General features: G+C 54.6%; 18 protein-coding genes. 7 read left to right on the top strand and 11 right to left on the bottom strand.

Annotated features, from left to right (window positions below):
* Positions 1 to 10: 10 nt before the first annotated feature.
* Both mscS and MY052_RS06515 read right to left on the bottom strand, forming a co-directional pair.
* The gene (mscS, locus tag MY052_RS06510) at positions 11 to 889 is read right to left on the bottom strand and encodes a small-conductance mechanosensitive channel MscS (RefSeq protein WP_035891439.1); all 879 of its coding nucleotides are present in this window, start codon (positions 887 to 889) and stop codon (positions 11 to 13) included.
* Between the two features lie 363 nt (positions 890 to 1252).
* Positions 1253 to 1456: a YfgG family protein gene (locus MY052_RS06515; protein ID WP_072011319.1), complete on the bottom strand. Its 204-nt coding sequence runs from the start codon at positions 1454 to 1456 to the stop codon at positions 1253 to 1255.
* Between the two features lie 352 nt (positions 1457 to 1808).
* Between MY052_RS06515 and MY052_RS06520 the strand changes: the two genes are divergently transcribed.
* Complete coding sequence (locus MY052_RS06520) at positions 1809 to 4091, top strand: sensor domain-containing phosphodiesterase (RefSeq protein WP_248538396.1); 2283 nt, start codon at positions 1809 to 1811, stop codon at positions 4089 to 4091.
* Here MY052_RS06520 and ppx read toward each other — a convergent pair.
* The 4 genes from ppx to purM all read right to left on the bottom strand — a co-directional run bounded on the left by ppx (position 4044) and on the right by purM (position 9564).
* Positions 4044 to 5591, bottom strand: coding sequence for an exopolyphosphatase (gene ppx / locus MY052_RS06525; protein WP_035891441.1), 1548 nt, complete (start codon positions 5589 to 5591; stop codon positions 4044 to 4046). The genes MY052_RS06520 and ppx overlap by 48 nt on opposite strands.
* 3 nt (positions 5592 to 5594) lie before the next feature.
* Entirely contained in the window at positions 5595 to 7655 is a 2061-nt protein-coding gene (gene ppk1 / locus MY052_RS06530) for a polyphosphate kinase 1 (RefSeq protein WP_035891442.1), read from the bottom strand.
* Positions 7656 to 7887: 232 nt separating this feature from the next.
* Entirely contained in the window at positions 7888 to 8526 is a 639-nt protein-coding gene (gene purN / locus MY052_RS06535) for a phosphoribosylglycinamide formyltransferase (RefSeq protein WP_123650260.1), read from the bottom strand.
* The gene (purM, locus tag MY052_RS06540) at positions 8527 to 9564 is read right to left on the bottom strand and encodes a phosphoribosylformylglycinamidine cyclo-ligase (protein WP_035891446.1); all 1038 of its coding nucleotides are present in this window, start codon (positions 9562 to 9564) and stop codon (positions 8527 to 8529) included. It lies immediately after the preceding gene.
* Between the two features lie 287 nt (positions 9565 to 9851).
* On the opposite strand from purM, the gene bglK reads away from it, so the two are divergent.
* The 5 genes from bglK to MY052_RS06565 all read left to right on the top strand — a co-directional run bounded on the left by bglK (position 9852) and on the right by MY052_RS06565 (position 15169).
* The gene (bglK, locus tag MY052_RS06545; RefSeq protein ID WP_248538397.1) at positions 9852 to 10742 is read left to right on the top strand and encodes a beta-glucoside kinase BglK; all 891 of its coding nucleotides are present in this window, start codon (positions 9852 to 9854) and stop codon (positions 10740 to 10742) included.
* 12 nt (positions 10743 to 10754) lie between these two features.
* On the top strand, positions 10755 to 12185 hold the full coding sequence (locus tag MY052_RS06550; protein WP_035891450.1) for a 6-phospho-beta-glucosidase: 1431 nt from the start codon (positions 10755 to 10757) through the stop codon (positions 12183 to 12185).
* A 186-nt stretch (positions 12186 to 12371) separates the two neighbouring features.
* Entirely contained in the window at positions 12372 to 12998 is a 627-nt protein-coding gene (upp, locus tag MY052_RS06555) for a uracil phosphoribosyltransferase (protein ID WP_035891452.1), read from the top strand.
* 84 nt (positions 12999 to 13082) lie between these two features.
* On the top strand, positions 13083 to 14372 hold the full coding sequence (gene uraA, locus MY052_RS06560) for a uracil permease (protein ID WP_248538398.1): 1290 nt from the start codon (positions 13083 to 13085) through the stop codon (positions 14370 to 14372).
* Positions 14373 to 14467: 95 nt separating this feature from the next.
* Positions 14468 to 15169, top strand: coding sequence for a DnaA inactivator Hda (locus tag MY052_RS06565; RefSeq protein ID WP_185668937.1), 702 nt, complete (start codon positions 14468 to 14470; stop codon positions 15167 to 15169).
* Between the two features lie 74 nt (positions 15170 to 15243).
* Here MY052_RS06565 and MY052_RS06570 read toward each other — a convergent pair whose 3' ends face one another.
* The 3 genes from MY052_RS06570 to celB are packed head-to-tail and all read right to left on the bottom strand — an operon-like array spanning position 15244 to position 18982.
* A complete protein-coding gene (locus MY052_RS06570; protein ID WP_248538399.1) occupies positions 15244 to 16701 on the bottom strand; it encodes a leucyl aminopeptidase family protein in 1458 nt (485 codons plus the stop codon).
* A gap of 3 nt (positions 16702 to 16704) precedes the next feature.
* On the bottom strand, positions 16705 to 17658 hold the full coding sequence (locus tag MY052_RS06575; RefSeq protein WP_202217456.1) for a glycosylasparaginase: 954 nt from the start codon (positions 17656 to 17658) through the stop codon (positions 16705 to 16707).
* A gap of 7 nt (positions 17659 to 17665) precedes the next feature.
* Positions 17666 to 18982 (bottom strand): PTS cellobiose transporter subunit IIC, encoded by a 1317-nt coding sequence (celB, locus tag MY052_RS06580; protein WP_035891463.1) that lies wholly within the window; start codon positions 18980 to 18982, stop codon positions 17666 to 17668.
* Positions 18983 to 19149: 167 nt separating this feature from the next.
* On the opposite strand from celB, the gene MY052_RS06585 reads away from it, so the two are divergent.
* Positions 19150 to 20007, top strand: a complete 858-nt coding sequence (locus MY052_RS06585; RefSeq protein ID WP_248538400.1) for an XRE family transcriptional regulator — start codon at positions 19150 to 19152, stop codon at positions 20005 to 20007.
* Between the two features lie 6 nt (positions 20008 to 20013).
* On the opposite strand, the gene arsC is transcribed toward MY052_RS06585, so the two are convergent.
* Positions 20014 to 20373 carry an arsenate reductase (glutaredoxin) gene (arsC, locus tag MY052_RS06590; RefSeq protein ID WP_035891466.1) on the bottom strand — a complete coding sequence of 120 codons (360 nt, stop codon included), beginning with the start codon at positions 20371 to 20373 and terminating at the stop codon, positions 20014 to 20016.
* 11 nt (positions 20374 to 20384) lie between these two features.
* Positions 20385 to 21848 carry a beta-barrel assembly-enhancing protease gene (bepA, locus tag MY052_RS06595; protein WP_035891468.1) on the bottom strand — a complete coding sequence of 488 codons (1464 nt, stop codon included), beginning with the start codon at positions 21846 to 21848 and terminating at the stop codon, positions 20385 to 20387.
* Positions 21849 to 22015 lie beyond the last annotated feature (167 nt).

The raw sequence follows: 22015 nt of genomic DNA on the forward strand, positions 1-22015 counted from the left end.
GAGACGGCAGTTAGCCTACCCGGTGCAGCTGTCGCTGAGGCCGGTTGGTGACGTTCTCCACGCGAATATCCATCTGCGGGTACGGAAGGTCGATGTGATTGGCATCCATCGCTTCTTTGATGTTTTCCAGCAGATCGTAATAGGTGTTCCAGTATTCGGCGTTACGTACCCACACGCGAACGTAGAAGTTCAGTGATGAGGCTCCCAGCTCACCCAGACGTACGGTCGTCCCCCGGTTCTGGTCGATACGTTTATCCTGTTCGATGATGTGCGTAATCACGCTTTTCACATCAGCGATACGACTCTGATAGCCAACGCCAATGACCAGATCGATACGGCGGAATGGGTGACGTGAGTAGTTGATGATGTTGTCGGCGATGATCTTACCGTTCGGGATAACCACTTCTTTACTGTCACCGGTAAGCAGAGTGGTGGAGAAAATATGGACCTTCTCAACGGTGCCGGTCATGGTGCCAATCTGCACCACTTCACCGGCACGGAAAGGACGCAGGGAGACCAGCATCACGCCGGCGGCAAAGTTTGACAGCGAACTTTGCAGCGCCAGACCAACGGCCAGACCCGCAGCACCGATGACCGCAATGATGGAGGATGTTTCAATGCCCAGGCGACCCAGCGCGGCGACCACGGAAAAGGCGAGCGTGATGTAACGCACCAGTGCGGTAAAGAACTGCACAATGGTGATATCAACCTTGCGCTTTAACAGCAGTTTCTCCAGGCCACGGGAGAGCACACGGGATATAAATTTACCGATAAATAATAGAATAATCGCGGCAACGATGTTCCAGCCAAACTGGATAACGGCGTCACTGTGCCCTGACATCCACTCCAGGCCGCTTTTTATTTTTGGAAATAACGTAAAACCAGTCATGCTCAAACCCTGTCGCGTTAAAGTTAATAGTGGGTAAAACAATTAAATATTCAAAACATATATAAATTTTTTATATATTGGGGTGATTTTTGAGTTATGCCTTGGTGATTATTAGTGCGCTTACTGATTCTTTTTTATGCTCTTTATCTGGGCTGTAAAAAATCAGCGCGGCATGTTGCGACTGTAGAAAAAGAAAAGTTTGTGTAATTGTGCTGGAATTAGTTTTTTTACCAATATCGGCAGATAAAGTTCGGGGTTCAGCCAGAAAGCGGGGTAGCCAAATTCCTTACCGGATGGTTAAAAGTCGGGTTGTTAGCCATCCGGTAAGGAATCTCGGTGTAAAAAAATGGTGGGTGCAGGGCGTTAACGAACGTCTGTTTGTGCGGGAGGCGTCTTTTGCGACAGGCTGCTTTGCTGGGATTCTTTTTTGTCCTGGTGGTGATGCCACGCACCGATAGAGGAGTAGACGAAGCGTCCGAAGAAGAAGATAAAGCTGATAAGCAGTACGATTCGGGTCATTCGACCGTTAAATCGGTGTCGCTTGCGTAGGCTGGTAACCTGGCTCACAAAGGGGTCCTTTTGTTATACCCATTGACGGGCGATGGGTACATTAAGGCACAGAGAGGGGCGGGGGTCAATTGCGGTGAATGTAAAGAACCGTCAGATAAAACATTAATTAATGTTATATAAGATATTATTCGTATTCACAAGCTGGCGTTGATAATTGGCGATAGACCTAAAAATAGAAAATTAATGTTTTGATGTGTGCTATTTGTTGACTCATATCAAACTTCATTCGTAACCGATAACTAAAATCTTCGCCTGACCCGCGTAATAGCTTCTGTCGCGGCCTTTTTAAGCCAGGTTGGATGCCTGTCTGAAAATACCCAGCCGGATTTGGGGTATCCTTAGAGCATCTATGAATTTCTGTAAATTATATAAGCAATATCGAGATGAATGGTGGGGGCTACCCCTGATATTGCCTCTTCTTGTGTTACCCGTTATCAAAATTGCTAATACATATACCTATATTGGCGGTGCCAGGACTTATCTTTATTACCTTCCTCTGCCTTTTATGCTTTGCATGATGTTGTTTTTTAGCTGGAAAGCACTGCCTGGTCTGATTGCCGGTATTGGCTGCTATCTGACGAAAGATATGCACTTCGTTGAAAAGTTGGGCATCGCGCTACAGTTCCTCATTCCGACGATAGTGGCGTGGGGAGGCTATCAGTTTTTTAACCAGCAGAGAAAGATGGTCTCGCATGGCGATACACGGCTGATGGCGTATAGGCTGTTCTGGCAGATGTTCATCCCGGCGACGATTTTCCTGCTTTTGCTGCAGTTTACCTTATACCTGGGGCTCTACCCGAGCCAGAGGAATACGGCGTGGGCCTCGCCGCTGACCCAGCGTAATTTAATTAACTATCAGTCGCTGCTGATGGGGTATCTCACGGGGGTACCGCTGTGCTATTTGCTGATTCGCTTAATCCGTAATCCTAACTACTTCCGCAGCTTTTTATCGCAGGTTCGACGCGATTTCGATCCTAAGGTGACAGGGCTGGAGATGCTGGTCTGGGCGGTAATGGTTGCCGGCATCTTTTCGATGCTGATGTCCCCACTGACGAAAGCGAGCTCGATTTTTAGTACGAACTACACGATATCTTTGCTGCTGCCGGTTATGCTCTGGGGCGCAATGCGTTTTGGCTACCGCTTTATCTCGGTGGTCTGGACGATGATGTTGATTGTGGCCATCCATTATCATTACCACTTTGTTCCCCGAAGCGCGGGCTACAGCGTGCAGATGGCGATTACGTCATCCAGCTTTCTTATTTTCTCGTTCATTATCGCGTACATGGCGATGCTCTCCAGCCGTCAGCGGGCGATTCATGAACGCGTACGCCGTATTGCGTTTATCGACCCGGTTGTCAGCTTGCCCAATATGCGCGCGCTGAGTCGAGCGATTAACCATACTCCCTGGTCGGTACTCTGTTTTTTGCGGATGCCGGACCTCGAAGTACTGACGCGCCACTACGGCATTATGCTGCGCATTAACTACAAGCAGAATCTGGCTAAATATATCTGCGATGTACTTCGCCCCGGCGAGGATGTGTACCAGCTCACCGGTAGCGATTTGGCGATGCTGTTGCATACCGAATCCTACAAAGATCGCCTTGACGACCTGTATGCCCATATACAGCAATTCCGCTACAGCTGGAATGGGATGCCGCTCCAGCCGCAGGTTGGGGTCAGCTACTGCTATATTCATTCGCCGATCTCTCATCTCTCGTTAATGCTAGGCGAGCTGAATACGGTGGCAGAGCTCTCTTTGGTCACCAATAGGCCGGAAAACCTGCAGCGCCGTGGCGCGCAGTATCTGCAGCAGGAACTGAAAGATAAGATTGCGATGATGGTAAGGGTGCAGCAGGCGCTGGAGAACAATGGTTTCCGCCTGATGGCGCAGCCGATTGTCGGCGTGCGTGGCGATGATTATCACGAAGTCCTGCTGCGTATGGTGGGTGACGATGGCGAGCTGATTTCACCGCTGCTGTTCTTACCCGTCGCCTACGAGTTTGGCATGGCGTCGCGTATCGATCTTTGGGTGCTGGAAAATACGTTGCGCTTTATGGCGAGTCGTCGGAAAAGCAACCCGGGTATGCGTCTGGCGTTGAATCTCTCACCCTCAACGGCGAGCGGGACCGGGTTTTCTCAGCAGGTTAAAGACCTTCTGGCAGAGTACAGTATTGAGGCCTGGCAGCTGGTCTTTGAAATTACCGAGAGCCATTCGCTGGTTAACGCCGATCAGGCGCGGCGAACGCTGCATGAACTTCAGGATCTGGGCTGTCGGGTGGCGATTGACGACTTCGGTACCGGCTATGCCAGCTACGCGCGTCTCAAACATATCAGCGCCGATATTCTGAAAATCGACGGTAGCTTTATCCGCAATATTGCGACCAGCAGCCTGGATTACCAGATTGTCTCGTCTATTTGTCATCTGGCGCGGATGAAGAAAATGCGGGTAGTGGCGGAATACGTCGAGAACGAAGAGATTCGCACGGCGGCGATTGCGCTGGGGATTGATTATCTGCAGGGGTACGGTATTGGCAAGCCAGCTCCCCTGGAGGAGCTGGCGATAGCGGAACCAGCGGCGTGTGAATCAGGCGGCGACGACTTCGTCGGGCTCCCGCTCCTCAGTGATTTTTAACAGCCAGCCGGTGACGCTTTCCCAATACTGCTGCTCTTTTTCCAAATCGAGCAGCACCAGCGCGTTCTGGGTAAACCAGTCGTGCGGGAAGCAGAGCGTCCAGTGGTTCGCTTCCGTCGTCAGCTTCAGCGTCGGCGGCGTTGTCGTTGCCTGTCGCTGATTATTCAGCAGCACGCCAAGGCGCAGTAGCTGAATCATCGGCAGGAACTGTTTCTTTTTGAACAACGTAAAGCGTGGTAGCTCATCGAGCTTAATCGCCTTACGGTGGAAACGAACCAGCGTCGACATCAGGTACTGCTGCTCCTGGTTAAAGCCCGGCAGGTCGCTGTTTTGCAGAATATAGGCAGAGTGGCGATGCATACCGCTGTGGTTAATATTCAGCCCGACTTCATGCAGCATTGAAGCCCATTTCAGCAGTGCGGTCAGCTGAGGATTGCCCAGTTTAGGGTTCTGCTCCAGCCACTGATCGTACATTTGCATGGTCGTTTCCAGTACGCGCTGCGCCTGTTCACGGTCGATGTTGTACTGATTTGCCAGGCTTTGCGCGGTACGGCTGCGCACGTCCTGGTGACGGAAGCGGCCTTCCATTTCATACAGCACGCCTTCACGCAGCGCACCGTCGGAAAGACGAAGCTCTTTAATCGCCAGCGAATCAAACACGCCGCAGAGAATCGCCAGCCCGGGTACGAACACGCCTTTACGTTCTTCCGACAGGCCCGGCAGGCTCAGACTATTGAAGTTTTTATACTTCAGCACCTCTTCAACCAGCATCTCGAGTCGCTCTGGGGTGATAAACCCGTCCTTTTCGCCCATCTCGACCAGCACTTCATGCGCCGCTTTGATGGTGCCTGACGCGCCCATGGCAAAATTCCAGCCCTGAATACGGTACTGCCATGCCAGCGTCTCCAGCTTCTGCACCGCCGCAAGGCGAGCACGCTGGAAGTTCTCACGGTTGATGGTCCCGGCGAGGAAGAACTGTTGCGCAAAACTCACGCAGCCCATGCGACGGCTTTCAACCAGGCGAGGTTCAAAGTCTTCACCGATCACCAGCTCAGTAGAGCCGCCGCCGATATCGATAACCAGCTTGCGGCCTTTTTCAGGCTGGGTGTGCTCTACGCCCATAAAAATCAGACGGGCTTCTTCGTTCCCGGAGATGATTTCAATGGGGTAAGGGATCACCTTTTCTGCACGCGTCAGAAACTCGGTGGCGTTCGCCGCCTGACGCAGGGTGTGAGTACCCACGATGCAAACGCTGGAAGGGGAGAACCCCTGTAGGCGTTCAGCAAACAGTGACAGGCAGCTCAGCCCGCGTTCAATCGCCTCTTCGCTCAGCATGTTGTTTTCATCCAGCCCATCGGCCAGATGAACGCGCTGCTTCAGTCGGCCGATAATCTGCATCGCGCCGTCGACAACGCGCGCGATAACCATATGAAAACTGTTCGAACCGAGATCAACCGCCGCAAACTCCTGCGGCCGGGGTGCTTTGCTTTTTATTGGCATAGGTTAGTCAGGTTGTTCAAGTAATTTGAGGTAATCGTAAATCGCCTGCTGCGCGCGGACCTTGCGTCGGTTACCGCGTGGCACATAGCGATTACTCAGTTCTTTATCAATAAAGCGGGCCTTCACCGTATCACTGAACAGAATATCGATAATATCGAGGATCCGCTGTTTAAGACGCGGGTCGAGCAGCGGTGTGGCTACTTCGATACGGTAGTCGATATTTCGGGTCATCCAGTCAGCGGAGGAGAGATAAACGCGTTTATCGCCGCCGTTCTCAAAAATATAGATGCGATCGTGCTCAAGGAAACGGTCAACGATACTAATTACGCGAATATTATCGCTGATCCCTTCCAATTCTGGAATCAGAGAACACATGCCGCGGATGAGCAGATTAACCTGCACACCAGAACTGGAGGCCGCATACAGGCGATCGACCAGCCCTTTATCGACCAGGTTGTTCAGCTTCAGGGTGATCCCCGCGGCCTGGCCGTTTTGCGCATTGGCAATTTCACGGTCGATCATCTCGTAAAGCAGACGACGGGAGTTCTGCGGCGATACCAGCAGGTAGTCGAAGGTGACCGGGCGGTACGGGTTCTCAATAAAGTTGAACACTCGACGCACTTCGTTGGTGATACGGGCATCGGCGGTGATTAACGAGTAGTCGGTGTAGATTCGCGCCGTTTTCTCGTTAAAGTTGCCGGTACCAATGTGCGCGTAGCGCACCACGTCATCGCCCTCTTTACGCGAGATAAGGAACAGCTTGGCGTGAATTTTCAGCCCCGGTGCGGAGAAGATAACGTGAACGCCCGCTTCGGTCAGGCGCTTCGCCCAATGGATGTTGGCTTCTTCATCAAAGCGCGCCTGCAGCTCCACGACCACGGTGACTTTTTTACCGTTGTGGGCGGCATGGATCATCGCATCAATAATGCGTGAGTCTTTCGCCACGCGGTAGATGTTGATCTTAATGGCCAGCACGCTCGGGTCAAACGAGGCCTGACGCAGCAGCTCGAGCACGTGCTCAAAGGTGTGGTACGGGTAGTAGAGCAGCACATCGCGTTCGCGAATGGCATCAAAGCCGTTACGGAACTTATCAAACCAGACGTGGCGCAGGCGCGGCATCGGCTTGTTGACCAGGTTGGCTTTGCCGACGTTCGGGAAGCCAATAAAGTCTTTAAAGTTATGATAGCGACCGCCCGGCACGATGGAGTCGTAGCGGGAAATGGTCAGCTTTTTACGCAACATTTCTACCATGGCGTCCGGCATATCGCGCTGATACACAAAGCGTACCGGCTCAGCGGTGAGACGCTGCTTCAGGCTCGAGGACATCAGCTCCATCAGGCTCGACTCCATCTCGTGTACCAGATCGTACTCGGCATCACGGGTCATTTTCATGGAGTAGGCGTTGAGGGCATCGTAGTCGAAGAAGCCTTTGAAGATGTCATCCAGACAGTAGCGAAGGATGTTATCGAGCAGGATCATCGGTTTACGACGGCGCGGCGTTTCGGGTGGCAGGTTAACGAAGCGCGGCACTTTATCTGACGGGATCTCCAGCAGCGCGTAGTTGATCTCATCGCCGCGGATGATTTCTACCGCCAGATAGGTGTAATCGTCTTTCAGGAACTGGACCAGGTCGGTCTCCCGGTTCAGCAGAATCGGGGTGATATGCTGGCGCAGATGCTGTTTAAAGTAGTGACGAAGCCAACCCTGTTGATTAACGGAAAGCTGACGTTCGTTAATCAGGAAGATTTGGTTGCGGGCCATCTCCAGCAAGAGTTCGTTGTACAGGCCATCAAACTCTTGATCGGCTTTCAGCACCCGAGCCTGAATACGGCTCAGCAGGTGACGGGAATGCGTGGTTACGCCTTGTTCTTCACTAATGATGATGCGGCGCTTCAGCTCTGCAAAGCGGACCTTATAGAATTCGTCGAGGTTGTTGGAGTAGATCCCCAGAAAACGCATGCGCTCAATCAGCGGGTTACTTTTGTCTGCCGCTTCCTGGAGGACGCGCTCGTTGAATGACAACCAGCTCAGTTCTTTTTCGATGTACAGTTTTTCCTGACCCATTACTACTTACACTCCGGTTTGTTCACGGGACGCGGCAAAGTCGTCTCACTGTTTATATTGCTAGCTTTGCCGGGCTATGTCCAACTGTGTCATCTAAGTATGACAGTTATCCTGATTTGCATAAAAAAGAGGGCCATAAAGGCCCTCTTAGTAAGGTAGCCCGGCCGAACGAAGTGACGCCGGGGAGATACCCCGGAGTCGACGCTGACGCGTCTCGTCCGGGCTACAGGATTTATTCTGCTGCATGGCCTTCCGGTGGCAGCTTCACGTCATCCAGCCAGGCATGGTTATCCTGCATCTTCAGACGACCACTGAGGAACCAGCCCACCACCAGAGGATAGATAGCGTGCTCCTGCGCCTGAACGCGAGAGGTGATTTCCTCTTCATCATCTCCGTCGAAAACCGGTACCTTGGCCTGCAAAATGACCGGCCCGCCGTCCAGTTCTTCGGTAACAAAGTGTACCGAGGTGCCGTGTTCCGTATCGCCGTTATCGAGCGCCTGACGATGGGTATTCAGCCCTGGGTATTTCGGCAGCAGGGAAGGGTGGATGTTGAGCAGTTTGCCCTGATAGTGCTGAACGAACTCAGCGCTCAGAATGCGCATGTAGCCCGCCAGCACCACGACATCGGGCGCATAAGCGTCAATTTCATGCATCAGCTCGCGGTCAAAGGCTTCGCGGCTGGCAAACTGACTTGCCGCCAGCGCGTGCTGGGGTATGCCCGCCTCGCGCGCCCGCTCAAGGCCGAACGCATCGGCCTTGTTGCTGAATACCGCTCGAATGGTGCCAGGAATCCTTTTCTGCTCACAGGCGTCAATTAGCGCCTGTAAGTTGCTGCCGCTGCCGGAAATCAGCACCACGATATTTTTCATTTATTCGATGACCACACGCTGTTCGGAATCAGAGGCTTTGATATAGCCGATTTTCCACGCGTTTTCACCTTTTTCGTTCATCAGCGCAATGGCTTTGTCAGCCTGGTCAGCCGCCAGCGCGATAACCATGCCCACGCCGCAGTTGAAGGTACGGTACATTTCATGCTGACTCACGTTACCGGCATCCTGTAGCCAGTTGAATACTGCTGGCCACTGCCAGGAGGATTCATCAATAACGGCCTGAGTATTGTCTGGCAGCACGCGCGGGATATTTTCCCAGAAGCCGCCACCGGTCAGGTGCGCAATGGCGTGAACATCAACGCTGGCGATCAGTTCCAGGATAGATTTCACATAGATGCGGGTCGGTGCCAGCAGATGGTCAGCCAGTGTTTTGCCTTCAAGCTGGGTGGTGTCCGGGTTGCAGCCGCTGACTTCAACAATTTTACGCACCAGCGAATAGCCGTTGGAGTGCGGGCCGCTGGAGCCGAGGGCAATCAGCACGTCACCGTCGGTCACTTTGCTGCCATCAATGATTTCTGATTTCTCAACGACGCCGACGCAGAAACCGGCCACATCGTAATCTTCACCGTGGTACATGCCCGGCATTTCAGCGGTTTCGCCGCCAACCAGCGCACAGCCAGACTGCAGGCAGCCTTCAGCGATGCCGTTGATAACGCTTGCTGCGGTATCGACGTCGAGCTTACCGGTCGCATAGTAGTCGAGGAAGAACAGTGGCTCAGCGCCCTGAACCACCAGGTCGTTTACGCACATTGCCACGAGATCGATCCCGATGGTGTCGTGACGTTTTAAATCCATCGCTAAACGCAATTTGGTACCAACGCCGTCAGTGCCGGAAACCAGCACCGGTTCGCGATATTTTTGTGGCAGCGCGCACAGTGCGCCGAAACCGCCTAATCCACCCATCACTTCTGGACGGCGAGTTTTCTTCACCACCCCTTTGATACGGTCAACCAGAGCGTTTCCTGCGTCAATATCAACACCGGCATCTTTATAGCTGAGAGAGGTTTTGTCGGTCACTGCTAAGTCTCCACGCGTTTGCGATAGCAAGAAAAATCGGCGCAATTCTATCAGTCCAGGCAAACGTTTGCGAGCCTATTCTGATCCCAATTTTCGTGGCCCGGTTTTTCCATCGTTTCCATCAATATATCGGTCAAATATGATACTGCTCACGAAAATGAAACCGGGTACACCCTTGTTCTTGCATCCATTACGGCGAATCCACATCATGTCACTGAAACCGGTTTCTGTTTTTGTTTCAGCAGAGCCAATAGCAGATGTGAAAACGGCCACAAGGGATGAACGGAATGAAGATTGCTGCCTTTGATATTGGAGGTACGGCGTTAAAGATGGGCGTTGTTGCCGCAAGCGGTGAACTGCTCGAAAAAGGAAAACAGCCCATCAGCGACAGCGATGGCGACCAGATTCTGGCGGCAATGGAAAGTTGGATTGCGGCCCATCCTGAATGCACCGGTATCGCTATCAGCGCGCCGGGCTACGTTAACCCCCATACCGGTTATATCGAAATGGGCGGTGCCATTCGTAAATTCGATAACTTTGCCATTAACGCGTGGCTGGAAGAACGAACCGGGCTTCCGGTCGCTATTGAGAACGATGCGAACTGTGTGCTGTTGGCCGAGCGCTGGCAGGGCAAGGCTCGCGATATGGCTAACTGCCTGGTAATGACCATCGGCACCGGCATCGGCGGCGCTATCTTCTGTAACAACCAACTGGTGCACGGTGCCCGTTTTCGCGCTGGCGAATTCGGTTATATGCAAACCACCCGTCCCGGCGCTCGCGACGTTCGTCGCTACTCGATGAATGAAAACTGCACGTTGCGCGTGCTGCGCTATCGCTACGCGCAGCATATCGGCAAAACGCTGGACGAGGTGACGGGCGAGGAAATTTTTGACCGCTTTGAGGCGGGGGATGCCGTCTGCCAGCGGCTGGTGTCGGAGTTTCTCAATGATATCGGCACCGGCCTTTATAACCTGGTGAACCTGTTTGACCCGCAGACCATTTTCATCGGTGGCGGCATCGTGGAGCGGCCTGGCTTCCTGGCGCTGATGCGCGAACATCTGGCCTGGTTCGGCATCGCTGAATATATCGATACCGTCAGCCACGGCAACGACGCCGGGCTTATCGGCGCGGTTTACCATTTCAATCAGCACTATTCGCAGCGACAACTTACTGTTTAACGAGGGAAAGATATGTCTGGATTTAAAGCTGGGTTTCTCTGGGGCGGCGCGGTAGCCGCACACCAACTTGAAGGCGGTTGGCAGGAAGGCGGGAAGGGCGTGAGCGTGGCGGACGTGATGACCGCCGGGGCGCACGGCGTGCCGCGCGAAATTACCAACGGCGTCCTGCCAGGGAAAAATTATCCAAACCACGAAGCCATCGACTTTTACCACCGTTATAAAGACGATCTGAAGCTGTTCGCCGAAATGGGCTACAAGTGCTTCCGCACCTCTATTGCCTGGACGCGTATTTTCCCCAACGGCGACGAGCTGACGCCGAACGAAGCGGGCCTGCAGTTCTATGATGACCTGTTCGACGAATGCCTGAAGCTCGGTATCGAGCCGGTCATTACCCTGTCGCACTTCGAGATGCCGTATCACCTGGTCACCGAGTACGGCGGCTGGCGCAACCGTAAGCTGATTGAATTCTTCGTTCGCTTTGCCAAAGTGGTGTTTACCCGTTACCAGCACAAAGTGAAGTACTGGATGACGTTCAACGAAATCAACAACCAGGCGAACTTCCACGAAGATTTTGCGCCTTTCACCAACTCTGGCCTGAAGTATCAGCCGGGTGAAGACCGCGAGCCGGTGATGTATCAGGCCGCACACTATGAGCTGGTGGCGAGCGCGCTGGCGGTGAAAGTCGGGCATGAAATCAACCCTGCGCTGCAAATTGGTTGCATGATTGCCATGTGCCCAATCTACCCGCTGAGCTGCGCGCCGAATGACATGATGATGGCGATGAACGCCATGCACCGTCGCTACTGGTTCACCGACGTGCACGTGCGCGGCAAGTATCCGCAGCATCTGCTGAACTACTTCGAGCGTCGTGGTTTTGAACTCGATATCACCGATGAAGACCGCCAGGCGCTGGCTGAGGGCTGCGTCGACTACATCGGCTTTAGCTACTATATGTCGTTTGCCACCAAAGCCACCGACGATAACCCGCAGCTCGACTACGACGAAACCACCAGTCTGGTTTCCAACCCGTACGTACAAAAATCTGACTGGGGCTGGCAGATTGACCCGGTGGGGCTGCGCTACTCCCTGAACTGGTTCTACGACCACTATCAGCTGCCGCTGTTTATCGTGGAGAACGGCTTTGGGGCGATTGACGTGCTGGAGAGCGACGGCACGGTGAACGACCAGTACCGTATCGACTATCTTGCTGCGCATATCGCCGAAATGAAAAAAGCGGTCGTGGAAGACGGCGTGGATCTGATGGGCTACACCCCGTGGGGCTGCATCGACTTGGTTTCCGCCGGTACCGGCGAAATGAAGAAACGCTACGGCTTTATTTATGTCGATAAAGACAACGAAGGCAACGGCACGCTGGCGCGCAGCCGTAAAAAATCTTTTGCCTGGTATCAGAAGGTGATTGCGACCAACGGCAGCGAGCTCTAACTCGCTGAATACGTAATATAAAACCCCGCGAGTCGGGGTTTATTTTTATCCTGTCTAATACTCTCTGAGGACCCATTCGCCGCTTTGCTTGATCCTGGTCAATCATCATAGGTATGGCGCAATCGGAAAAAAGCGGTATAATCCCGCGATTTTTTTTGTGGCTGCCCCATCTAAAGGAGAAAGAGAATGAAGATTGTGGAAGTTAAACACCCACTCGTCAAACACAAGCTGGGCCTGATGCGCGAGAACGACATCAGCACCAAACGCTTCCGTGAACTCGCCTCCGAAGTCGGCAGCCTGCTGACTTATGAAGCTACCGCCGGTCTGGAAACCGAGAAAGTGACCATCGAAGGCTGGAATGGTCCGGTAGAAATCGACCAGATCAAAGGTAAGAAAATTACCGTTGTGCCAATCCTGCGTGCAGGCCTGGGCATGATGGACGGCGTACTGGAAAACGTACCAAGCGCGCGTATCAGCGTGGTCGGTATGTACCGCGACGAAGAGACGCTGGAGCCGGTTCCTTACTTCCAGAAGCTGGTCTCTAATATCGATGAGCGTATGGCGCTGATCGTTGACCCGATGCTGGCAACCGGCGGCTCCGTTATCGCTACCATCGACCTGCTGAAAAAAGCGGGCTGCTCCAGCATTAAGGTGCTGGTGCTGGTTGCTGCGCCGGAAGGTATCGCGGCGCTGGAAAAAGCGCATCCGGACATCGAGCTGTACACCGCGTCGATTGACCAGGGCCTGAACGAGCACGGATACATTATTCCGGGCCTCGGCGATGCCGGCGATAAGATTTTTGGTACTAAGTAAACGAAAAAATAAAAAGAGCCGACTTTGATAGTCGGCTTTTTTTTGAATAAAAAAACTGAGACTAATAACACAGAGGAAAACACAATGACGCGCCGTGCAATTGGGGTAAGCGAAAGACCACCGTTGTTACAGACCATCCCGCTTAGCTTGCAGCATTTATTCGCCATGTTTGGCGCAACCGTGCTGGTGCCAGTCCTGTTTCACATCAACCCGGCCACCGTCCTGCTGTTCAACGGTCTCGGAACGCTGCTGTATCTCTTCATCTGTAAAGGCAAAATCCCGGCTTATCTGGGCTCCAGCTTTGCCTTTATCTCCCCGGTACTGCTGCTGCTGCCGTTAGGCTACGAAGTGGCGCTGGGCGGCTTTATTATGTGCGGCGTGCTGTTCTGCCTGGTCTCCTTCATCGTGAAAAAAGCGGGCACCGGCTGGCTTGACGTGATGTTCCCCCCTGCGGCGATGGGCACAATCGTTGCCGTTATCGGCCTGGAATTGGCGGGCGTTGCGGCTAACATGGCGGGTCTGCTGCCGCCGGACGGTCAGTCTGCGGATACTAAAACCATCATCATCTCCCTGGTGACGCTGGGTGTAACCGTGTTTGGCTCGGTGCTGTTCCGTGGCTTCCTGGCTATTATCCCGATTCTTATCGGCGTGCTGGTGGGCTATGCGCTCTCCTTCGTGATGGGCGTCGTGGACACCACCCCGATTGCCGAGGCGCACTGGTTCGCGCTGCCAACCTTCTATACCCCACGCTTTGAGTGGTTTGCCATCTTCACTATCCTGCCAGCGGCGCTGGTGGTCATTGCCGAACACGTCGGCCACCTGGTGGTGACGGCGAACATCGTCAAGAAAGACCTGATTCGTGACCCTGGCCTGCACCGCTCGATGTTTGCGAACGGTCTCTCCACCGTGATCTCCGGTTTCTTTGGCTCTACCCCGAACACCACCTACGGCGAAAACATCGGCGTGATGGCGATTACTCGCGTGTACAGCACCTGGGTTATCGGCGGTGCGGCAATCATTGCGATTCTGCTCTCCTGCGTTGGTAAGCTGGCGGCGGCGATTCAGATTATCCCACTGCCGGTCATGGGCGGTGTTTCTCTGCTGCTGTACGGGGTCATCGGGGCTTCCGGTATCCGCGTGCTGATCGAATCCAAAGTGGACTACAGCAAAGCGCAGAACCTGATCCTGACCTCCGTTATCCTGATCATCGGCGTGAGCGGCGCGAAAGTGCACATCGGCGCGGCTGAGCTGAAAGGCATGGCGCTGGCGACGATCGTGGGTATTTGTCTGAGTCTGGTCTTCAAACTGATCAGCGTCCTACGCCCGGAAGAAGTGGTGCTGGACGCGGAAGACAGTGAAACCTCTAAGTCGTGATCCTAAAGCCGGGCGGATCGCCGCCCGGTTCTCTCCCCAGCTATTTCTGTGTTAAACTCTTCCCGTTTTTTCGTAAGCCCATGTTGAGGTCTCCTCTGAACGCACCGGCACAGCTCTCTTTGCCACTTTATCTTCCTGATGATGAAACCTTTGCGAGTTTCTTCCCAGGCGATAACCCTTCTTTACTTGCTGCACTGCAAAACGTGCTGCGGCAGGAACACAGCGGATACATCTATATCTGGGCGCGCGAAGGCGCCGGGCGCAGCCATTTGCTGCATGCGGCCTGTGCAGAACTCTCCCAGCGCGGCGATGCCGTGGGCTACGTTCCGCTGGATAAACGTACCTGGTTTGTGCCGGAAGTGCTGGAAGGGATGGAGCAGCTTTCGCTGGTTTGCATCGATAACATCGAGTGCGTGGCGGGAGACGAATTGTGGGAAATGGCGATTTTTAATCTCTATAACCGGATCTTAGAGTCGGGGAACACTCGCTTGCTGATCACCGGCGATCGTCCGCCGCGTCAGTTGAATTTGGGCCTGCCGGATCTTGCTTCGCGCCTCGACTGGGGGCAAATCTACAAGCTCCAGCCGCTGTCTGATGAAGATAAATTACAGGCCTTGCAATTACGTGCTCGTCTGCGCGGCTTTGAAATGCCGGACGATGTGTGTCGCTTCATGCTTAAACGCCTGGATCGCGAAATGCGCACGCTGTTCCAGACGCTGGATCAGCTCGATCATGCCTCCATTACCGCTCAGCGCAAGCTAACCATTCCGTTTGTGAAAGAGATTCTGAAGCTGTAGTACATTTCCCGGCGGCGCTTCGCTTGGCCGGGCTACACGAAGCAGTAGCCCAGCCGAACGCAGTGACGCCGGGTTTACTCTCTAATATCCAGATCGTTAAGCAAATGCTGCATCAGCAGCGGAATTGGCCTGCCTGATGCCACGCTTTTCCCCCCTTCGCGCCACAGCGCCGTACCGCTGACATCCAGATGCGCCCACGGAATATCTGCCGGGCAGAAGTGGTGAAGCAGCCAGGCCGCAGAGGCGCTGATCGCTGCGTTGTTGGTCGGCGTATTGCATAGATCAGCAATGGCGCTCTCCGTTTGCTTTTTCAACCTGGCATCCAGCGGCAGCGACCAGACTTCATCGCCGCTCTGTTCCCCGGCGGTGGTTAAGGCCGAACGCAACGCGTTATCCTGGGTCATCAGCCCGCTCAGATCATAGCCCAGCGCTTTAACCACCGCACCGGTTAGCGTGGCGAGGTCGATAATATACTGCGTTTGCGCATGACGCTGGCTGGCCCAGGCGATAGCGTCGGAGAGCACCAGGCGGCCTTCGGCGTCGGTATTATTAATTTCCACCGTCATGCCGTTACAGGCGCGGGCCACGCTGCCCGGCTGCATGGCGTCGGGGCCGATGGCGTTTTCCGCCAGCGCCAGTACGCCCATCACCCGCACCGGTAATTTAAGCTCAGCGATGCAAAGCATCAGTCCAAGGACGTTGGCCGCACCGCACATGTCATACTTCATGGTGTACATGCCCGCGCCTTCTTTCAGCCACAGGCCGCCAGTGTCGAAAGTCACGCCCTTGCCGACATAGCTGCGCACCGGGCCATGGCTCGCCCCTTCGTAATGAATGGCCAGCAGGCGCGGTGGGCGGCTGGCACCCTTGCCTACCGCATGCAGCAGGCCAAGGCCTTGTTCGACAATGGCCTTTTCATCCAGCACTTCACAACGCAGGGTAGGGAAGGGGGCGCACAGACGCTGGGCTTCTTCCACCACATACTGCGGCGTGCACTGCTCGGAAGGGGTATCCGCCAGGCGGCGGGCGGCAATCATGCCGTTGGCTATCGCCTGCTGTTGGCTGAACAGGGTTTCAAGACGTGCCTGTTCAGCGTCGGAACAGAAAGCATCAATATGCGTCAGGCGTACATCGCTTCGTGCGGACGTTTTCAGCCCGAGGTCCGTCAAGGTGTGGGACTGGTTAAACAGAAAACGCAACGTTTTAGTCAGGGCCGTGTTGTGAATGTGCGTACAGTCGAGCAGCACGTTGCTGCATATCGGCGTGGCAAACAGCGGACGCAGGAAGGTGAGCAGCGAGTCGGTCAGGCTGTCCTGCCAGGCGTTTTGCGGCACGATGGTGATACGGGCGAATGGCCCACAGCCGAAACCGGTGTCCGCCAGCTTTCCCTGGGCTGCGCGCGCCGTCATCTCGGCAATCAGCGGGTTATTGCGCAGCACATCCTGCTGGAGCAAAGGGCTGTCGGGCCAGGTGATGAGATGGCTCTGTTCTTGCTCGCTTCCGAGCGTCGTCACTAAGCGGTAGTTAATCATCGTTTATTCCTCGATAGGGGCGCGAATGCGGTCGGCATAGGCCTGCATCCAGGCGTCGTCCACCGGCTGATAATGGGTTTTCTCTTTAACGCGCTCGGCGCGGAACACCGTCAGCGGCTGAGTGGCGGTGGCGACCACAAACGAGAAGGTTTTGATGTTGGTTGCCGCGCCGAACTCGCCTTTGCGGTTCATGCAAACCACGGAGAGATCCCCCGCACGGCCAAAGCGCGACATCAGCTTATCTTCCAGTTCGTACACCACCGAATCCGCCGCCTGCTGCGGGGTCATACCCTGTTCCATCCGGCGGACGATTTCGTAGCTGGTGCAGCCTTTCATTAAATCTTCACCCACGCCGGTGGCGGTAGCCGCGCCGATGAGGCTGTCGCAGTAGAAGCCGGAGCCGATAATCGGTGAGTCGCCAATTCGTCCGCGTTTTTTCATAAACAGGCCGCTGGTGGAGGTGGCCACGCTCATCGAGCCCTTTTTGTCGAGAGCGATAACGCCGACGGTGTCGTGACCGTCGTAGGGGCTTAGCCCTTTGTCCAGCGTCTCGCGGCAGCGTTTACGGTAGTGCTGCATCGCGCGTTCGGTGAGCATTTTTTTCTCGGTAAAGCCCTGGCTCAGCGCCCATTCGCGCGCGCCCTGGCCGACCAGCAGCGAGTTATAGCGCTGGCGACCCAGCGCCTGCGCTACTTTCACCGGGTTAGCGATGTCGACCAGATTACCCACCGCGCCAAAGGCCAGCGTATCGCCGTCCATCCAGGCGGCGTCCAGTTCTACCTCGCCGTTCTCGGTTGGCAGGCCGCCATAGCCTACCGATTTGTAGAACGGAAAATCTTCTACTGCGACCACGGCATCCACCACGGACGTCGCTGCTGCACTGCCTGCTGCCAGCGCGGACGCCGACTCCTCTACGCCTTCCAGCGCCATACGCCAGGTTGCAATAATTCCCCACATCTTTTTGTTACTCCTGTTTTGCTAGCGTGCTGGATTCCTCAACGGTACTGATTTCCGCATTACGGTACTGCTTATCGACGATGCGCATAAACGGCAGGTACAGCATCGCGCCAATCAGCAGGTTAATGATTTGCATCACGCTGCCGGAAATATGTCCGGTAACGATAAATCCGCTGATCACCGGCGGCAGCGTCCACGGGATAAACACCCCGGTGGTCACGGCGACGGCACCCACTTTCATCGCCAGATACTGGATAGTCACCAGCACCAGTGGCACCAGGTTGAACGGGATCAGCATGATAGGGTTCATAATCACCGGCAGGCCGAAAAGTACCGGTTCGTTGATGTTGAAGATGGATGCCCCCGCGCCCAGTCGCGCCACTTCGCGCATGTTTTTACTGCGTGCGAAAATCAGCATGGCGATGACCAGCGACAGCGTGGCCCCTGCGCCACCCATCCAGATCATGTCGAAAAATTGTTCGGTAATAATGTGCGGCGGCGTGACGCCTGCCTGAATGGCTGCAATGTTGTCGGTCTGGTTTTCCATCCACAGTGGACGGATGATGCCGTTGACCATCGAACCCGAGTTAATCCCCACTGACCACAGAATGGTGATGCTGAATACGGTCATCAGTGCGCCAAAATAGGAGGTGCCGAAGTGGCGAACCGGGGTGGCGACGACGTCATAAATGAACTGGTGAATGGTGCTGTAGTGGGTGTTCTCAAAGCCGATGCGAATCGCCAGTACCAGAATCATCACCACCAGTGCCGGAATCAGCGCAGCGAAAGATTCCTGTACCGCAGGTGGTACCCCTTCCGGCATTTTGATGACCAGTTTTTTGCGCTTCAGCCAGCAGAACAGCTCGGTCCACAGCAGTGAGCCAATCATGGCGACGAACAGACCTTTGGTGCCAATCCATTCAACCGGCATCACGGTAATGCCGCCGTTTTCGGCAACCTTAATAAACGGCGTCAGGATCAGGAAGCAGACCAGCGCCAGAATGCCGCTGGAGATGCGGTCATCGCCGTAGTGCTCCGCGAGTCGGTAGGCGACAAGGAAGCTGATAAACAGCGACATGGTAGAGAAGACCGCGTTAAACGGGATCTCGATAATGGCGCTCCAGCTTGCGCCGAAGGTGCTGGACATAAACTGCTGATAGCCCTGATTCGGGAACGACGAGATAACCAACAGAATGGAGCCGACGATAATAAACGGCATAAAGGAAACATAGGCACCGCGGATGGCACCAAGATGACGTTGCTGTGCGGTTTTCGCCGCAATCGGCATCAATTTCTCTTCTAAAAATCCCAGAACATTGTTCATTGTGAACTCCGTATAAGATTAACGGACATTGTGTGTGTTATGTAATAGAAAACGACGAAGAGGATTATGGGAGAAAGCCTGGCCCGGAAAGGTGAAACGGGTCACAATGCATCGACTTTATTCATATAAATCTCATATGATTAGTTATAAATATCTCAAGGAAAGCCATGGAAATTAAGCTGCATGCTAACGCGACAACGACACCGCGTATTCGTAAATACCTCCAGGAATCGGATAAAAGTGACCGTGAACTGGCGCTGGAACTGGGTATTTCCGTGACGACAGTACGGCGCTGGCGTAAGCGTGAGCAGACGGCGGATAAAAGCACGACGCCTGTGGTGATACACAAAGCGATGAGACAAGAGCAGATTGTGTTGATTAACGCGCTGCGCGAAATCCTCCGCGCGCCGTTAGACGATCTGCTGTTTATGGTGCAGGAAGGGCTAGGCATTCCGCTGTCCCGCGCGACGCTCAGCCGTTACCTGACGCCGTCTTATCCGAAAAATGGTGAGGCCATACTGCAAGGTAAGAAGGCGCTTAAAGCGGGCATTCGGCCACAGACGCTGACGCTGCATTACCGCTTTTTGTCGCTGCATATGGACGATGACGGTGACCATCACCTGCTGTGGGCGCAGGAGCCCGTAAGCGGCTGGTGTGCGGCGCGCATCTACTCGGGTATGTCATCGCCGCTGGTTATCCACTGGCTGGATGCGGTGCTGGAACAGTTTCCGGGTGATATCCAATCTGTTGAGATTAAAAGTGATGAGTGGTTAAGCGAAACGTATATTACCGCGCTAAGTCAGCATCTGGCCGAGCGCGAGATAAACGTCAGCGTAACGACGACGGAGCGGAAGCATCAGGCGGTGGCGGTCACCGTACCGCTGGTGACGATTATCCCCGCGCTGCGTGCTTGTACGCCAGACGAACTCGTCATGAAGCTGTGTGCGTTATTTAACGGCGGCAAGGAACAGAAAAAACTGGGGAATATGACGCCGCAGGCTTTTCTGGAAGCGCTGCGGCTTTAGGGGGAATCAGCGGACGATTTCCAGGACCTGCTCCGGTGGGCGGCCAATGCGTGCCTGCCCGTTGTGGACCACGATAGGGCGCTCAATCAGCTTCGGGTTCTCTACCATCGCCTGGATAAGCTGTTTTTCGCTAAGCTGGCTATCGGCAAGGTTCAGCGACTTGTAGAGATCTTCTTTCTGGCGCATCAGTTCGCGTGCGCTGCCAAGCCCCAGCATCTTGATCAGCTTGCCGATCGTGTCGGCATCCGGTGGCGTGTCGAGGTAAAGCACGACCTCAGGGTCGATACCGTTATCCTTCAGCAGGCTTAAGGTCTCGCGGCTCTTTGAGCAGCGCGGGTTGTGATAAATCGTGACCGAATCCGTCATCGTCTCTCCTATTACATTTTCTGATAAGGGCGGAAGCGTTCCTGCAGCTGACGCAGCTGATCGATACGGGCATCGTAACGAGCCTGCTGCAGACTGCGCAATTTCACCTGCGCGCTGGCCGCGCTGAGCATGGAAATTGCCTGGTCGAGCCTTCCCACCAACGCCATATTCTCGGCGCGAGCGGCCAGCTCCTGGTCTCGGTTACCCAGTGCGGCCTCCGCCTGGGCGAGCAAATCCCAGCCGTTGGTGTCGTCTTTATTGTTAAAGGTGTAGCGATTAAGAATGGTTGCCGCTTCCGCTGGCTGCCCGCCTTCAAGCAGGGCGTTAGCGAGGTTGAGCTGTAGTACCGGGTTCGTGCGCAGTTCACGGGCATTCTTCAGACGAGTAATGGCCTCGTTGGTTTTCTTCTGCCCGAGATCGATATCCGTTGCCAGGTCAAGATACCAGGCATTTTGCGGATCGGCACTCAGCAACGGCTGAAGCTGTTTGCTTGCTTCGGCGTAGTTCTTGGCTTCCATTGCCAGCAGCGCACGTCCGTACTGGGCGGCATGCTGTTCGCGAATATTGCCCTTCGACCAACCGTCAAGCAGGTCGCTGCCGAGCTGGTTTTGCCCGGAGTTGTACATGCCCAGCGTACGTGCTTTGGCAAAGTAGAAATCCGCGGAAGATTGCACGACCACCGGGCGCATCTGGTTTGCACGGTTACGCGCATCGGCCAGACGGCTTTCCGGCAGGGGGTGAGTCAGCAGCATTTCCGGTGGTCGCGATGAGTAACGCGACTGGTCGAGCAGCTTTTCCATAAAGGCCGGCATGGCCTGTGGGTCGAAGCCTGAACGTTGCAGTACCTGAATACCAATACGGTCAGCTTCTTCTTCATTCTGTCGGGTAAAGCTGATGATGCCCTGTTGGGTGCCCGCCAGCGTACCGCTTAATGCGGCCATACCCGCCTGTGGGCTGGCCATAGCCAGCAGAATTGAGCCGAGCGCGCCGACCCAGGTCAGCGGAGCGTTGCGCTTTTGGTCTTCCATTGCGCGCGCAAGGTGGCGCTGCGTCACGTGGGAGATTTCGTGCGCCATAACCGAAGCCAGCTGGCTCTCGGTGTCAGAATAGCGGAACAACGCCGAGTGCAGCACCACGTTACCGCCGAAGAAGGCGAAGGCGTTGATATCGTCGTTATTAATCAGATAAAAGTGGAACGGTGTCCGCACGGAAAACGCGTGCGAGACCAGACGCATGCCGAGTGAGTTGATGTACTGGACCAACAGCGGGTCGTTAATCAGCGGCGCGCTTCCGCGCAGCTGGCGTACGTAATAATCCCCCATCTGCATCTCCTGACCAATGGAGAGCGTGCTTCCTGCGGAGGTGCCCATATCCGGGAGGTTGTCCGCAGAATCTGCAAAGGCGGGAGCAATTTGCCCGAGCGCAAGCGTTGCAATAAGGGATGCCAACAGCGTTTTTTTCAACTGCCTGAACATAACCTCTGTCCTGTAATGTGGGGATGTGCCTGTTTTGACCAACAGCCTAATGTTACGTTCCATTATGTGCTGCTCTGGGAGTGTATCTATCTGCTCACGGGTTGAAAATGATAATCGCGTGATTGTTGGGATAAATATAAAAAGCGGAGTCTTTTTTGTGACACTTC

Source organism: Kluyvera ascorbata (assembly GCF_023195735.1).
Lineage (GTDB): Bacteria > Pseudomonadota > Gammaproteobacteria > Enterobacterales > Enterobacteriaceae > Kluyvera > Kluyvera ascorbata.

What these genes read in the sequence shown, in the direction of transcription:
- mscS (WP_035891439.1), bottom strand. Translation starts at nt 889, where the DNA reads ATGACTGGTTTTACGTTATTTCCAAAAATAAAAAGCGGCCTGGAGTGG.
- MY052_RS06520 (WP_248538396.1), top strand. Translation starts at nt 1,809, where the DNA reads ATGAATTTCTGTAAATTATATAAGCAATATCGAGATGAATGGTGGGGG.
- ppx (WP_035891441.1), bottom strand. Translation starts at nt 5,591, where the DNA reads ATGCCAATAAAAAGCAAAGCACCCCGGCCGCAGGAGTTTGCGGCGGTT.
- ppk1 (WP_035891442.1), bottom strand. Translation starts at nt 7,655, where the DNA reads ATGGGTCAGGAAAAACTGTACATCGAAAAAGAACTGAGCTGGTTGTCA.
- purN (WP_123650260.1), bottom strand. Translation starts at nt 8,526, where the DNA reads ATGAAAAATATCGTGGTGCTGATTTCCGGCAGCGGCAGCAACTTACAG.
- bglK (WP_248538397.1), top strand. Translation starts at nt 9,852, where the DNA reads ATGAAGATTGCTGCCTTTGATATTGGAGGTACGGCGTTAAAGATGGGC.
- MY052_RS06550 (WP_035891450.1), top strand. Translation starts at nt 10,755, where the DNA reads ATGTCTGGATTTAAAGCTGGGTTTCTCTGGGGCGGCGCGGTAGCCGCA.
- upp (WP_035891452.1), top strand. Translation starts at nt 12,372, where the DNA reads ATGAAGATTGTGGAAGTTAAACACCCACTCGTCAAACACAAGCTGGGC.
- uraA (WP_248538398.1), top strand. Translation starts at nt 13,083, where the DNA reads ATGACGCGCCGTGCAATTGGGGTAAGCGAAAGACCACCGTTGTTACAG.
- MY052_RS06570 (WP_248538399.1), bottom strand. Translation starts at nt 16,701, where the DNA reads ATGATTAACTACCGCTTAGTGACGACGCTCGGAAGCGAGCAAGAACAG.
- MY052_RS06575 (WP_202217456.1), bottom strand. Translation starts at nt 17,658, where the DNA reads ATGTGGGGAATTATTGCAACCTGGCGTATGGCGCTGGAAGGCGTAGAG.
- celB (WP_035891463.1), bottom strand. Translation starts at nt 18,982, where the DNA reads ATGAACAATGTTCTGGGATTTTTAGAAGAGAAATTGATGCCGATTGCG.
- MY052_RS06585 (WP_248538400.1), top strand. Translation starts at nt 19,150, where the DNA reads ATGGAAATTAAGCTGCATGCTAACGCGACAACGACACCGCGTATTCGT.
- arsC (WP_035891466.1), bottom strand. Translation starts at nt 20,373, where the DNA reads ATGACGGATTCGGTCACGATTTATCACAACCCGCGCTGCTCAAAGAGC.
- bepA (WP_035891468.1), bottom strand. Translation starts at nt 21,848, where the DNA reads ATGTTCAGGCAGTTGAAAAAAACGCTGTTGGCATCCCTTATTGCAACG.